Genomic DNA, 12,010 nt, shown 5'->3' with positions numbered 1-12,010 from the left:
TCTGTCATCGCTGCCTATCTCATCTTTGATCACGCGGATGTGCCATCGGATCAGGCGTCCCGATTGGTTGGCGGTCCTGAGACGAACGAGGGGCGCAGCGCTTGATTGGGCTTGACGTAGCAGGGTGACAATGCCTCGATCTCACGGCATCTAACCAGGGCTTCGTTTGCCTTGCCACCACCGCTTCAAGGCGATCCACTTCCGCACCAGCCAGATCACCGCAAGTCCCACCGGCTTTCGTAGAAACGGGACGTCCTGAGCGATGAGCAGGAGACCAAGCGTCAGGAACTCTATACCGAGCACGGGCAGGAACCATAAGGCACTGGACAGAATCAGCAGGCCTCCGATGGGAATGCGGATCCAGCGGGAGTTCGGATCCCGCAGCCATCGGAGCGCTCGTGTCGTACGGTCCGGCAGCTCATGCTCAAGTTCCTTGTAGGCCAGCTCCAGCGTTTCCCGTCCTTGGCCTCCCATGTCACTAAGCCTTTTATATTGTAGCCGCGGCTGAAGATCAGCTGTCATGAAGGCTGCGACTCAGCGAGGGGAAGAATGGCATAGTTCCCCGAGTTCGAGCAGTCGTCGCATCGAAAGGCGGCAGTTTCCTAAGATCAAGCGTTCAATGCTTGCGCCTGAGGAGTTTCCAGACCTGCCTCAGGACAACGATATTCCTGATAAGTTTGAACATTGGAGTTCTCCTTCGAAGGGGCACCTTCAGTGTGCTTGGAAACCAGTGCTCGCCGGATTTGCTGCGATGACGGCAACCTCATGCACGTCTCGCCGAGCCGTTCTGCCGCAAGGCAGGAGCTGTGATCATGATCACGCCCAGTCGTGGTAGGATCGGCATGGCAATAATAGCATGCCTTTAGCGACTACTACGGTGCGGATCCTTTCCAGCCGCCTGGCTGCTCTTGGCTGCCCCTTCACCGGAACTCTTCATGTGATCGCCTGCGCGATTGCCACCATGCTTGGCCTTTTGGGAGTCCTCGGGACCTTTTCCTTGCTTGTCGAATTCGGATCGCTTCATCGCCGATCTCCGAGTCTGCCTGCCGTGGAGTGAAGAAAAGCACTGGCCCAACGGATGCCTCGTGCAGATGTTCCAGGATTTCGCCCTAGCGCCCACGATTGCCAGTACGTCCATAGGTCATCCGAGAATGCTCTCGATCCTGATGGGAAGGTCGCGCACCCGCTTGCCTGTTGCGTGATAAACAGCATTGGCAATGGCTGCGGCTGCACCGCAGATTCCGATCTCCCCAACGTTCTTGGCGCCGATGGGATCAACCGCCGGACCGTCCTCCTCGACGAAGAAGGCATCGATGAGTGGGATGTCCGCGCTCACGGGTACAAGGTACTCAGCAAGATCCCGATTCATGAACCGGCCGAGGTGTGGATCCAGGCTGGTTTCCTCGTGCAGCGCCATCCCGATCCCCCAGACAATGGCTCCGATGAGCTGGCTGTGCGCCGTCTTGGCATTGATGATCCGGCCGCAGCCGAACCCGGCTGTCCAGCGCGACACCTGGACCTCGCCGGTGTCCTCCGCCACTCGAACCTCGCAGAAGTGGGCGCCAAAGGCATGAGCCGAGTTGGGCCGCTCGTCGGGCTTGGGTGGCTGGTAGGTGGCGTTCGCTTCGACCCCTTCGATTGCGCCACGGGAGCCGAGCCGCGTCAGGATGACTGGCCATGCTTCTTTCTGGGTTGAGCCTCTTGCGATGAGGTCAGCCCCCCGTACTTCGACTGTCGCAGGATCAGCCTGATAGAGTGACGATGAAGGATCGGCAACCGCCAACGCGATCACCTGCGCCAGTGCTTTGTCCGCCGCGAGCTTGATGGCCGATCCGACGCAGGCAACACTTTGCGAGCCGGCGGAGACCGGTGCGTTGGGCAGGTGTGTGTCGCCATAGCGGAAGGTGACCTTGTCGACCGGAAGGCCGAGCGTCTCGGCCGCAATCATTGTCATGGCTGTCCAGCCGCCCGTGCCGAGCTCGTGCGTGGCGCTGGCCACCTCGGCGCGCCCATCGGGAAGCAGTCTGACGCGGGCGGACGCCGGGGACTGCTTCCCAGGATAGACGGCGCTTGCCATGCCCTGGCCGATCAGCCAGCGGCTGTCGCGCAGGGAGCGCGGCTGCCGTGGGCGCGCCGACCAGCCGAACCGCTCGGCAGCCGCCCCATAGCAGGCAAGCAGGGCCTTGCTGGTGTAGGCCTTTCCCTCGTCCTCATCGGTTTTGGCATAGTTGCGCAGACGTAGCTCCAGCGGATCGAGATCGACCGCGTGTGCGAGCTCGTCCATGGCAGATTCAAGCGCGAACAGGCCTGGCGCCTCACCTGGAGCCCTCATGGCCGTAGGCGTGTTGATATTCACCTTCACGAGACGATGGGCCGTGCGCAGGTTGGGGCACGAATAGAGGGTCCGTGTCGTCACGGCGATGGCATCGCAGAACTCGTCGTAAGGCGATGTATGGGCCGTCGCCTCATGGACCAGGGAAAGCAGGCGCCCATCCCGGTCGGCTCCGATCCGGATCTGCTGCAGGGTCGGCGCACGGTGGCCCGCTCCAACGAAGCTCTGTCGTCGACTGAGCCATATCCGAACCGGTCTGCCGACCTGCCGGGCCGCAACAGCCGCAAACGTGATATGCGGCCAAGACGATCCCTTTGAGCCGAACGCTCCGCCCGTAAAGGTGCTGATCGCCCGCACGTTGTCCTCGGGGATCCCAAGATACTTCGCCACGACGCTTCGCACGCCATAGACGTGCTGGGTCGAGTCATGGATCGTCACCTCGTCGCCATTCCAAACGGCCGTGGTCCCATGCGCTTCCAGCGGCACGTGGTGCTGAACGGGAGTCCTGTAGGTGAGATCGAGGCGAACAGGCGCTCGGCCATAGATCGTGTCCGGATCACCACGCTCTGAGGTGACCGGTGGCGTCCCGATGAGGGGGATCCGGGGGGCTTCATAGGCTTGATCGAGATGATCCTCGAACAGAACCTGGTGGACTTCAGGTTGGTACGCAACCCGGATGAGCGTGGCCGCATATTCTGCAACGTCAATGCTCTCCGCAAGCACGAGCGCGACATACTGGCCGGCATGGAAGATGCGCTCGTCCTGCAGGACCATGTGGGACTGCCCAGGGCGTCCGGACTGGCCTTGCTGGCCAACCTGCTGCAAGCGAGGTGCATTCTCGTGAGTGAGGATCGCCAGGACCCCGGCGACGGCCTGGGCGGGTGCTATGTCAATGGACCTAATCCGGCCAGCCGTGATCGAGCTCTCGACAAAGACGCCATGCGCCAGGTTTTCGAACACCTGATCCGTTGCATACCGGGCGGATCCCGTGACTTTGGCATGCCCGTCAAGCCGGTTGAGCGGCGGACCGATCAGAGGTGCGGTGAACGGGCGGTCGGGCATCCGCATCTCCTGGGCATAAGCATTTGGAAACGGTCTCCCGTGCGCCGTCTGAGAACCAGGGCCGCTGCCGGATGTTCCCTAGGATGGCTGACCGTTGCCAGGCCGGGATCGGGAAGCGCTCGTGCAGAACTGAGGTGTCATGCGGCTTTTCTTCGGACTTCTTCTTACGGCCGTAGCAGGCTGGGTCGACGCCATCGGCTTTCTGCAGCTTGGTGGATTCTACACGTCCTTCATGAGCGGCAACACCACTCAGCTTGGTGTCGGCCTCGGGCAGGTAGATGAAGCCGCGATCATCCTGCCCTTGGGCCTTGTGGCTGCATTCTTTGCCGGAGCCTTCACAGGCAATCTGCTGTCTTTGCTGGCAGGGCGCTGGTGCCTGCCGGCAGTCCTCGGAACAGTCTCTTCCCTCCTGGGAATTGCATTCTGGTTCTTCGACCAGGGGGGAGGCCTCCATGGCCCGAGCTTGATCTTAGCCGGGGCTATGGGAGCTCAGAATGCAGCCTTGCTGCAGGTCAATGGCGTTCGTGCGGGTACGACTTATGTCACAGGCACGCTGTTCAGTGCAGGCCAGGATCTTGCAGCGGCCGTGCTGGGCCGGGGACCTCGCTGGAAATGGCTTCTGCACCTCCTGGTCTGGCTGTGCCTGATGGCAGGGGCAGCAGGGGGTGTCGTGATGCACGGGCAAAGCAGCCGCTGGGCGCTTGCTATTCCGCTGGCAGCGGCGGTCTTGCTAACCGGCTTGGCATTGATGCGGAAGTGGTGGGAGAGCTCCAAAACCGAAACCATCCACCAGCCCTAGGTACACGAGGTTCAGTCACAGGGCTTGCGATCTCCCCAGTCGGGATCCCCGTGCCTCAGCAACAACAACCGACAGCGGAAACATTCAGGCTCGACTGGCGGACAGTCAGGAGCAGTGCCGGCACACCGCTTGGATGCTCGCATGTCGGTACTCGGTCTTCGGCGCGTTCGATGGGAGGTCGGTCGAGACAAAACCTATGCAGCAACTGAGGCACCGCTGCAAACCTCTCGATGCAGCGGCAAGCGCTGACACTGATTCATGCATGATACGGAGCGGGCTACGACCCGCTCCTTATTTGTGAACCATGTCGCGGCCGTACAGCAAGCCTTTGAGCTCGGAGGCCGCAACACAGCCAGAAAAGCCCGGCGCGAGGAGCCCTGTGCCGACCTCAGGTCTTCTGGCTCGAATTCGGATTCTGATGGCGCGACGATTTGGCTCCACCCTTGGATCCGGAACTGCCGCCGCCCCACTTCTCGGCGTTTTGAACGGCATCGCCACCCTGATGATCAGGACGGTGAGCGGCTGGGCGGCCGCTGGCAGCAGGATCGTGCTTGGTGTCACGCTTCTCGGCCATGAGAACCTCCAGATAGGATACAAGCCGAACGAGCACGCTGAGCAGTGGTTCCTCTCTAAACGTCGGATGACACCAGATTCGAGGGAGCCTGGGCGTTGCCGGCTGGAGCGTAGCGGCAAACCGCTTTGGTCCATCGCCGAATGCATGCGTTGTGTCTCTGTGTGAAGGAGAGACATGATGAACGCACCAAAGACCGATGATTTCCGGTTGGAGAAGCAGAGCGATGATGTCGTCGTGACGTTCACGCCTACAGGCTGCACCTATACGTTCTCACGCGACTCCAATGGGCAAATCTCGGAGCCAACCGTATCACAGGCTCAGACGACTGCTTCAGACTATTCCGAGGATGACGTTCGCAATACTGCGGCAGAGCTCGTCAGACTGGCTGTGTTCGGTTCAACCCAAGACTAGGATTGTCCTGAGCGGTTCTGTGGGCGTATGCATCGCCATCAGGCATTCTACAAGGCTCTGTCAGATGCTTCCGGCGCCTGATCGGGCTCTGGCGGATCCTCAAGGCTGATGTCGGCCTCGTCGATGTTTGCCGGCGCATGCACCAGGAAAACCTTGAGCTGAGAGTGAGGGCGCGCCTCATAATCGTAAGGCGTGTTGCGTGGGACAATAACGACGTCTCCGGGCGCGACCGGAAAGGTATCATCACCGACCGTAAACCGGCCCTGACCTTCAAGGACGAGATACAGACGGTCCGAGGCAACATTCTTGATCTTGCCGTGGCGTGTCTCCGTCACGAACAGCCCGCAACCAAGCCGCTCGAAATCGGATGCGCTCACATAGGGATGGCCGCGGACGCTCGGACGGCCGATCTCCTCATTGACGTTCAGCTGATATTTGTAGCGCATGGTCCTGTCCGTTTCTGTCGGGCTCAAATCCAGGAGAGGCTGCCGCGCTCCGAAAGCGTCGACAGCCCGTCTTTATACCGGAGTGGGTCGGAGCCGATGTCGAGGTATCACGGCAGCCTAGGAGGCGATTAGGGACCGACATTGCCTCCGGTGCTACCGAAGACACCACCGGTCGCATAGCTGGACTCCTGTGAGGCGAGCATCACGTAGACAGGTGCCAACTCGACCGGTTGGCCAGGGCGTCCGATGGGAGAGTCGGCGCCAAACTGTGGCAGCTTGTCCGGCATCTGCCCACCACTCGGCTGCAACGGTGTCCAGAACGGCCCGGGAGCGACGGCGTTGACGCGAATGCCCTTTGGGGCCAATTGCTTGGCCAAGGATTTTGTGAACGCCACGATGCCGGCTTTGGTGGTGGAATAATCGAGAAGGGCCTCCGGCGGATTGTAGGCAACGACGGAAGCCGTGTTGATGATCGTCGCACCGGCTGGAAGGTGCGGCACGGCGGCCTTCGTGATCCAGAACATGGCATAGAGGTTCGTTTTCAGCGTCGCATCGAACTGCTCGGTTGTAATTGCCTCGATGGAAGGCTGGGCCGCCTGCCGCGCCGCATTGTTGACCAGGATATCGAGCCCACCGAGTTGAGCCACGGCATCCGTAACCAGACGCTGACAGAAGGCTTCGTCCCGGATGTCTCCAGGAATGGCCACCGCTTTGCGGCCTTCGGCCTTGATGAGACCGACAACTTCCCGGGCATCCGACTCCTCGGCTGGCAGGTAGTTGATCGCAACGTCTGCACCTTCACGGGCGTAGGCAATGACGGCTGCCCGACCGATGCCGGAATCCCCACCGGTCACCAGCGCCCTGCGGCCCGCTAGCCGGCCAGAGCCTTTGTAGCTCGTCTCGCCGTGGTCCGGCCTCGGATCCATCTTCGAAGCCAAGCCTGGCCATTCCTGCGTCTGGCGGGGGAAGGGCGGCTTGGGGTATTCGGTGACCGGGTTCTGCAGGGCAGGTGTGCCAGCCGCCTGACTTGAGGCACTGGAAGATGCGCTACTTTGCTGGGCGAGAGCCGGCCCGATGGCTGTCAGCACCCCTGGCGCTGCGACCAGACCGACTCCTAACCCGTTGACGAAGAAGCGGCGCGAAGGTGCATCCTTCTGGTCCATAGTTGTCTCCTGTAAATCCGATTGTCGTGAGAACCACAACCGCTGCCGATGCGGCTGCTTGCTTTCCTTCGAAGAGAAGCCTGTCCGGAGAGATTTTAGCACTAGCGGAGGATCCCGCCTGGATAGGCACGAGCTGCGTTTTGTTAGGTTCCGCTCACCGCTTGAACGCTCCCGAGGCTCAGGCGTTGCATACAGAGCCCGAACGCTCTCAGGTTTTTGATCCTCTAGTGAAGGAGCAGGAGTATGGCCCGGCAGCAGTCAAAGGCGCAGAAGGACACGGTGCATCGGGTGATGCACGAGTTCAAAGAGGGCAAGCTCAAGATCCGTGGCTCTGGTCCCAAGGTTAAGAACCCAAAGCAAGCGATTGCCATCGCCTTACGTGAGGCGGGTGCTTCGAACCAGGAGAGCCCAAAGAAAAACCGGGAGAACTTGAGCAAGACCAAAGCCAAAGAGCATCGTGGCGAGACAGCATCGAAGAAGAGCGCTTCCAAGAAAACGGCGTCACCTCGTGAACGGCTTGGCGGCAAAGCATCAAAAGCCGGCCGGGCACAGACTCGTGCAGAACTCTATGCCGAGGCCAAGCGGCGGGATCTGCCAGGCCGTTCCCGGATGAGCAAGGGTGAACTGGAGCGCTCCCTTGATCGGTAGCGATGGCGTAACAGCCCACACCTGAGATCAGCGCACCTCGGAGTGCCAGTTCGTTCCGGAGATCTCCATGACAACAATGAAGGCGATACGCATTCATCGCTTCGGCGGACCTGAGGTTCTGACGCTCGACGACGTGCCTTGGCCGCAGCCGAAGGACGATGAGGTCCTGGTGCGGGTGCACGCGGCGAGCGTGAACCCGGTCGACTACAAGATCCGAGGCGGATCCTACTCGGTGAAGGAGGATCAACTTCCGTACACGCTTGGTCGCGATCTGTCGGGCACGGTCGAGCTTCTAGGAACACGCGCTCACACCCTCAAGGCAGGCGATCCGATCTTTGCCTTCATTGGCATGGATCGGGGAGCTTACGCCGAGTATGTCGTGGTCAAGGCGATGGAGATGGCCGCCAAGCCAGACTCGCTCGACCACGTGCAGGCGGCCGCCGTGCCGCTTGCGGGCCTCACGGCTTGGCAGGGATTGTTCGACCATGGCCACTTGCAGGCAGGACAGCGCGTTCTCATTCACGGTGGAGCCGGAGGCGTGGGGCATCTGGCGGTGCAGTTCGCTAAGGCGAAAGGGGCAGATGTTCTGACGACTGCGTCAGGCTCGGATCTTGATTTCGTGCACGGGTTGGGAGCCGACGAAGTCATCGACTACGAGGCCGAGCGTTTTGAGGACCGCGTGAGCGATGTTGATCTGGTGTTTGATCTGGTCTCCGGGGACACGCAGGATCGCTCCTGGGGTGTTTTGAAGGAGGGCGGCATCCTGGTCTCGACGTTGGGCCAGCCCCCAGCCGGGAAAGCAGCCCAGCACAACGTCCAAGCCACCGGTTATCGAGCGCAGCCGAACCCGGCGCAGCTGAGCGAGATCGGACGGCTGATCGATGATGGTCAGGTGCGGGTTGTGGTTGACAGGATCTTCCCACTTACTGAAGCAGGAGTGGCCCAGGACTACCTCGAGCAGGAACACGTCCGCGGGAAGGTCGTCCTGCGGGTCTCTGATGAGACCTGATGAGGCCCCTGAGGGTTGACGCTGAAAGCCTCGGCAACCAGGAACACGATAGAATGGAGCCAGCCTCCCATGCCTGACCTCTCCCGTGCTCGTGACCGTATGGTTGATGTCCAGATCGCAAAGCGCGGGATTCGTGACCCTTCACATTCTGGATGCCATGCGCCAGGTACCGCGCGAGGCCTTTGTTCAGCCCGGTTTCGAGGAATTTGCCTATGAGGATGGGCCGCTGCCGATCGGCGAAGGCCAAACGATCTCACAGCCTTACATCGTCGCCCTGATGATCGAAGCCGCTGAAGTCAAGCCCGGTGAGCGTGTGCTCGAAGTGGGCGCAGGGTCGGGCTACGCCGCCGCCGTCATGAGCCGGATTGTCGAGCGAGTTCATGCCATCGAGCGACACCCGTCCCTGGGCGCATCCGCCCAGGAGCGGGTCAGGCGGCTGGATTACGACAATATTGACCTGCGCGTCGGTGACGGCACGCTCGGCTGGCCGGATGCTGCTCCCTTCGACGCCATTCTGGTGGCGGCTGGTGGACCCGAAGTGCCGCAGGCACTCAAGGAGCAGCTCGCGATCGGCGGTCGGCTGGTGATTCCGGTCGGTGGCGAAGAAAGAGAGCAGACCCTACTCAAGGTGACGCGGACAAGCCAGACGGAATACGAGGAGGAGAATCTCGGCGGCGTCATGTTCGTGCCGCTGATCGGCGAGCAGGGTTGGGCCGAGGATGGCCGGCGCTCAGCCTCCAATCACGTGCCCGGCCAGTCACGTGGGCAGAGCCTGCCGGAACTGATCGCGGAGGCGGCTGAACCCTTGCCTGATCTCGACGATCCTGCCTTCGGGCGGTTGCTCGACCGCTTTGCCGGACGACGCGTCGTGCTGCTCGGCGAGGCCAGCCACGGCACCTCCGAGTTCTACCGGGCGCGAGCCGCGATCACCCGCCACCTCATCCAAGAGCACGGCTTCACGATTGTTGCCGTCGAGGCCGACTGGCCCGATGCCGCAGTTGTGGACCGCTATGTGCGGCTTCGCCCCGGTCCGGACCGCGCCGAGCCGCCGTTTCAGCGCTTCCCGACCTGGATGTGGCGCAACACCGACATCGCAGACCTCATCGGCTGGATGCGCGAGCACAACGAGACCATTCCCGAGCTCAGCGCTCGGGCAGGCTTCTATGGCCTCGACATCTACAACATGAGCGGCTCGATTGCCGCCGTGCTCGAATACCTCGACAGGACCGATCCCGAAGCCGCGGCCGTGGCGCGGGAGCGCTACGGCTGTCTGACGCCCTGGCAGAAGAACCCCGCCACCTATGGGCGCGCGGTGCTGCGGGCGAGCTATGCCAAATGCGAGCAGGCCGTGATCGACCAATGCCGGGAACTGCTGCAGCGGCGGCTGGACTATGCCGGTCAGGACGGCGAGAGCTTCCTGGATGCGGCGCAGAATGCCCGGCTGATTGCCTCGGCCGAGCGCTACTACCGCATCATGTACTATGGGGGCGCGGAATCCTGGAACCTGCGTGACACGCACATGTTTGAGACGCTCGAGCATCTGCTGGAGGCGAAGGGACTCCAATCCAAGGCAATCGTCTGGGCGCATAACTCCCACATTGGCGATGCCCGCCATACCCACATGGGCGTGGTGCGCGAGCAGCTCAACATCGGCCAGCTCTGCCGGGAGCGCTTCGGCGGCGAGGCGGCTCTGATCGGCTTCGGCACGCATACCGGCACGGTTGCCGCGGCATCCGATTGGGGTGGCGACATGGAGGTCAAACGTGTGCGGCCGTCCCACCGCGACAGCTACGAGCAGCTCTGTCATGAGGCTGACGTTGTCCATTTCCTCCTGGATCTTCGCCCTGGCGAGCACGAGGCGCTGCGCCGTCGTCTGCTCGAACCCCGGCTGGAGCGGTTTATCGGGGTGATCTACCGGCCTGACACCGAGCTGTTGAGCCACTACTCCGATGCGTCCATGCCGCAGCAGTTCGATGCCTATGTCTGGTTTGATGAGACATCGGCTGTGACGCCGCTGGGGCCGGAGCATGCCAAAGCCGGCATGCCCGAGACTTACCCGTTCGGGCTCTAGCGCCATGCTCCGGCAGGTCGAATATGTCCTGAACAAACTCGACTGGATGCAAACCGAGCGGATCTGGCCCAACGGCCTGCGCTATCTCTGGACCGATGCCTTTGGCCTCGTTCTTTATGTCTCACTCTACCATGAACTTCGTGAGGAACGCTGGCTGGACGAAGCCGAACGGTTGGTCGCCGAGGTCGAGCGAGTGCTCGGGCGTCCGCGCGGGCTTCGCATCGGCGAGGCGCCGGACCGGGACGGGCAGTACTTCCACTATCTCGCCATGTGGCTGTTCGCACTGGCACGGTTGGGCGATCTCAAGCCCGAATACCGCCAGCGTGGCATCGCCCTTGTGCGGGAGATCCACCCCGCGTTCGTGCGTCCTGGGCGTGGCGTCATCTGGAAGTTGAAGGAGGATTTGAGCGAACCGTACCCGGGTTACGGCCTTGGGGCGATGGATGCCTATGACGGCTATGTCGCCTACCGGATGCTGGACCAAGAGGCGTTGGCGCCGGAGGTCGCGCAGATGCATGACCTGATGGAGCGGGACTGGCGCACCTTGGAGATCGATCAGGATCTGGGTCTCGGGATGATGCTGTGGCTGGCCCATTTCTTTCCCGGCGAGCCATGGGCCAAGGTGCAGACGAAACGTGCGTTGGCAACGCTGGAGACGATGTGGATCGATCCACCCGGCTATTTCTGCCGTGCCCCATGGTTGCCGAACACCAGGTTCGCCTTTACCAACTACGGGATTTCCTTAGGCTTGCAGGCAGCAGGGCTCTGGCCGGAGCGTGTCGAGCGCCTCAACGCCTTCTTCGAGGCTTGGCGCTCGGGGGATGAATACGATCGCGAGGCGATCACCTGGGTGATGGCGTGTACGTCCCATCTTCCGGGTGCATTCATTAGTCCAGCGGGAGGACCGCGCTGAGCTGAGGAATGCCGAAACGCGGAACTCATCTCCCATATTTCGTGGGTCGGTGTTCGCTTGATCCTTCAGGTTTCCTCATCTGACTGTTGCCCGCAACGGGTTTGCCTGCGGGCACGAGCGCTGGTCGGGTTCTTGGCAGATCCTGTGAGCGAGCCGGGTAGGATCTATCGCGCAGCGTCGGCCACGACTTCGGTGACAGCTCCCGCGGCCGTCTGGGCGAGATCCTTTGTGGCTGAGGCGGCCTCAGCCCCCGTATTGACGATCGTTTCACCGGCTTGGGTTACCTGATCGGCACTCGGTCGCTTCTTCATCAGGACAGATGCGACAGCGCCAGCGGCAGCCACGATGGCCTCCGCCAGGATCTCGCGGCCGAGTTGGGAGTTCAGCAGTTCGTCCAGCAGACCTGATGTACGCACGGCCTTGGGCAACGTCACGCCAGCAATGGTCTTAGGGAGTTTAGCTTTCGACTTCTTGGCCATTGATGATCTCCAACAGGCGCTCAGATCATCAACAGAGGGTCATAGGGTAGGCTCCCTCTGTGGTGGAATCCCGATCTTGATGCCCACAGTGGCCCTAACGGGT

General features: G+C 61.7%; 11 protein-coding genes and 1 pseudogene. 6 read left to right on the top strand and 6 right to left on the bottom strand.

Features of this window, described 5'->3' with window-relative positions; genetic code table 11:
- Nucleotides 1-150: 150 nt before the first annotated feature.
- Both E4K09_RS06570 and E4K09_RS06565 read right to left on the bottom strand, forming a co-directional pair.
- On the bottom strand, nt 151-474 hold the full coding sequence (locus tag E4K09_RS06570) for a hypothetical protein (RefSeq protein WP_134495952.1): 324 nt from the start codon (nt 472-474) through the stop codon (nt 151-153).
- 667 nt (nt 475-1,141) lie between these two features.
- Nucleotides 1,142-3,394, bottom strand: coding sequence for a xanthine dehydrogenase family protein molybdopterin-binding subunit (locus tag E4K09_RS06565; RefSeq protein ID WP_166802197.1), 2,253 nt, complete (start codon nt 3,392-3,394; stop codon nt 1,142-1,144).
- A 139-nt stretch (nt 3,395-3,533) separates the two neighbouring features.
- Here E4K09_RS06565 and E4K09_RS06560 point away from each other — a divergent pair, with 139 nt between their 5' ends.
- Nucleotides 3,534-4,193: a YoaK family protein gene (locus tag E4K09_RS06560; protein ID WP_134495950.1), complete on the top strand. Its 660-nt coding sequence runs from the start codon at nt 3,534-3,536 to the stop codon at nt 4,191-4,193.
- A gap of 388 nt (nt 4,194-4,581) precedes the next feature.
- On the opposite strand, the gene E4K09_RS06555 is transcribed toward E4K09_RS06560, so the two are convergent.
- Nucleotides 4,582-4,767 (bottom strand): hypothetical protein, encoded by a 186-nt coding sequence (locus tag E4K09_RS06555; RefSeq protein ID WP_134495949.1) that lies wholly within the window; start codon nt 4,765-4,767, stop codon nt 4,582-4,584.
- A 177-nt stretch (nt 4,768-4,944) separates the two neighbouring features.
- Here E4K09_RS06555 and E4K09_RS06550 point away from each other — a divergent pair, with 177 nt between their 5' ends.
- Nucleotides 4,945-5,178 (top strand): hypothetical protein, encoded by a 234-nt coding sequence (locus E4K09_RS06550; RefSeq protein ID WP_134495948.1) that lies wholly within the window; start codon nt 4,945-4,947, stop codon nt 5,176-5,178.
- 47 nt (nt 5,179-5,225) lie between these two features.
- On the opposite strand, the gene E4K09_RS06545 is transcribed toward E4K09_RS06550, so the two are convergent.
- Together E4K09_RS06545 and E4K09_RS06540 are read right to left on the bottom strand one after the other, a co-directional pair.
- Nucleotides 5,226-5,624, bottom strand: coding sequence for a cupin domain-containing protein (locus tag E4K09_RS06545; protein ID WP_134495947.1), 399 nt, complete (start codon nt 5,622-5,624; stop codon nt 5,226-5,228).
- Between the two features lie 128 nt (nt 5,625-5,752).
- Nucleotides 5,753-6,787 carry an SDR family oxidoreductase gene (locus E4K09_RS06540; protein WP_134495946.1) on the bottom strand — a complete coding sequence of 345 codons (1,035 nt, stop codon included), beginning with the start codon at nt 6,785-6,787 and terminating at the stop codon, nt 5,753-5,755.
- Nucleotides 6,788-7,030: 243 nt separating this feature from the next.
- On the opposite strand from E4K09_RS06540, the gene E4K09_RS06535 reads away from it, so the two are divergent.
- The 4 genes and pseudogenes from E4K09_RS06535 (at nt 7,031) to E4K09_RS06520 (ending at nt 11,428) form a co-directional block, all read left to right on the top strand.
- The gene (locus E4K09_RS06535; RefSeq protein ID WP_134495945.1) at nt 7,031-7,435 is read left to right on the top strand and encodes a DUF6496 domain-containing protein; all 405 of its coding nucleotides are present in this window, start codon (nt 7,031-7,033) and stop codon (nt 7,433-7,435) included.
- 76 nt (nt 7,436-7,511) lie between these two features.
- Nucleotides 7,512-8,444, top strand: coding sequence for an NADP-dependent oxidoreductase (locus E4K09_RS06530; RefSeq protein WP_134496143.1), 933 nt, complete (start codon nt 7,512-7,514; stop codon nt 8,442-8,444).
- 69 nt (nt 8,445-8,513) lie between these two features.
- Nucleotides 8,514-10,515 (top strand): annotated as a pseudogene (locus tag E4K09_RS06525) (protein-L-isoaspartate(D-aspartate) O-methyltransferase).
- Nucleotides 10,516-10,519: 4 nt separating this feature from the next.
- Nucleotides 10,520-11,428, top strand: coding sequence for a hypothetical protein (locus E4K09_RS06520; RefSeq protein WP_134495944.1), 909 nt, complete (start codon nt 10,520-10,522; stop codon nt 11,426-11,428).
- Between the two features lie 164 nt (nt 11,429-11,592).
- Here the strand turns inward: E4K09_RS06520 and E4K09_RS06515 are convergent, their stop codons facing one another.
- Complete coding sequence (locus E4K09_RS06515; RefSeq protein ID WP_134495943.1) at nt 11,593-11,907, bottom strand: hypothetical protein; 315 nt, start codon at nt 11,905-11,907, stop codon at nt 11,593-11,595.
- Between the last annotated feature and the right edge of the window lie 103 nt (nt 11,908-12,010).

Origin of the sequence: Microvirga pakistanensis (assembly GCF_004458765.1) — a bacterium.
Taxonomy (GTDB): Bacteria; Pseudomonadota; Alphaproteobacteria; order Rhizobiales; family Beijerinckiaceae; genus Microvirga; species Microvirga pakistanensis.
This window is presented reverse-complemented; position numbering and strand designations above follow the sequence as displayed.

What these genes read in the sequence shown, in the direction of transcription:
- E4K09_RS06515 (WP_134495943.1), bottom strand. Translation starts at nt 11,907, where the DNA reads ATGGCCAAGAAGTCGAAAGCTAAACTCCCTAAGACCATTGCTGGCGTG.
- E4K09_RS06570 (WP_134495952.1), bottom strand. Translation starts at nt 474, where the DNA reads ATGGGAGGCCAAGGACGGGAAACGCTGGAGCTGGCCTACAAGGAACTT.
- E4K09_RS06545 (WP_134495947.1), bottom strand. Translation starts at nt 5,624, where the DNA reads ATGCGCTACAAATATCAGCTGAACGTCAATGAGGAGATCGGCCGTCCG.
- E4K09_RS06530 (WP_134496143.1), top strand. Translation starts at nt 7,512, where the DNA reads ATGAAGGCGATACGCATTCATCGCTTCGGCGGACCTGAGGTTCTGACG.
- E4K09_RS06540 (WP_134495946.1), bottom strand. Translation starts at nt 6,787, where the DNA reads ATGGACCAGAAGGATGCACCTTCGCGCCGCTTCTTCGTCAACGGGTTA.
- E4K09_RS06555 (WP_134495949.1), bottom strand. Translation starts at nt 4,767, where the DNA reads ATGGCCGAGAAGCGTGACACCAAGCACGATCCTGCTGCCAGCGGCCGC.
- E4K09_RS06535 (WP_134495945.1), top strand. Translation starts at nt 7,031, where the DNA reads ATGGCCCGGCAGCAGTCAAAGGCGCAGAAGGACACGGTGCATCGGGTG.
- E4K09_RS06565 (WP_166802197.1), bottom strand. Translation starts at nt 3,394, where the DNA reads ATGCCCGACCGCCCGTTCACCGCACCTCTGATCGGTCCGCCGCTCAAC.
- E4K09_RS06520 (WP_134495944.1), top strand. Translation starts at nt 10,520, where the DNA reads ATGCTCCGGCAGGTCGAATATGTCCTGAACAAACTCGACTGGATGCAA.
- E4K09_RS06550 (WP_134495948.1), top strand. Translation starts at nt 4,945, where the DNA reads ATGAACGCACCAAAGACCGATGATTTCCGGTTGGAGAAGCAGAGCGAT.
- E4K09_RS06560 (WP_134495950.1), top strand. Translation starts at nt 3,534, where the DNA reads ATGCGGCTTTTCTTCGGACTTCTTCTTACGGCCGTAGCAGGCTGGGTC.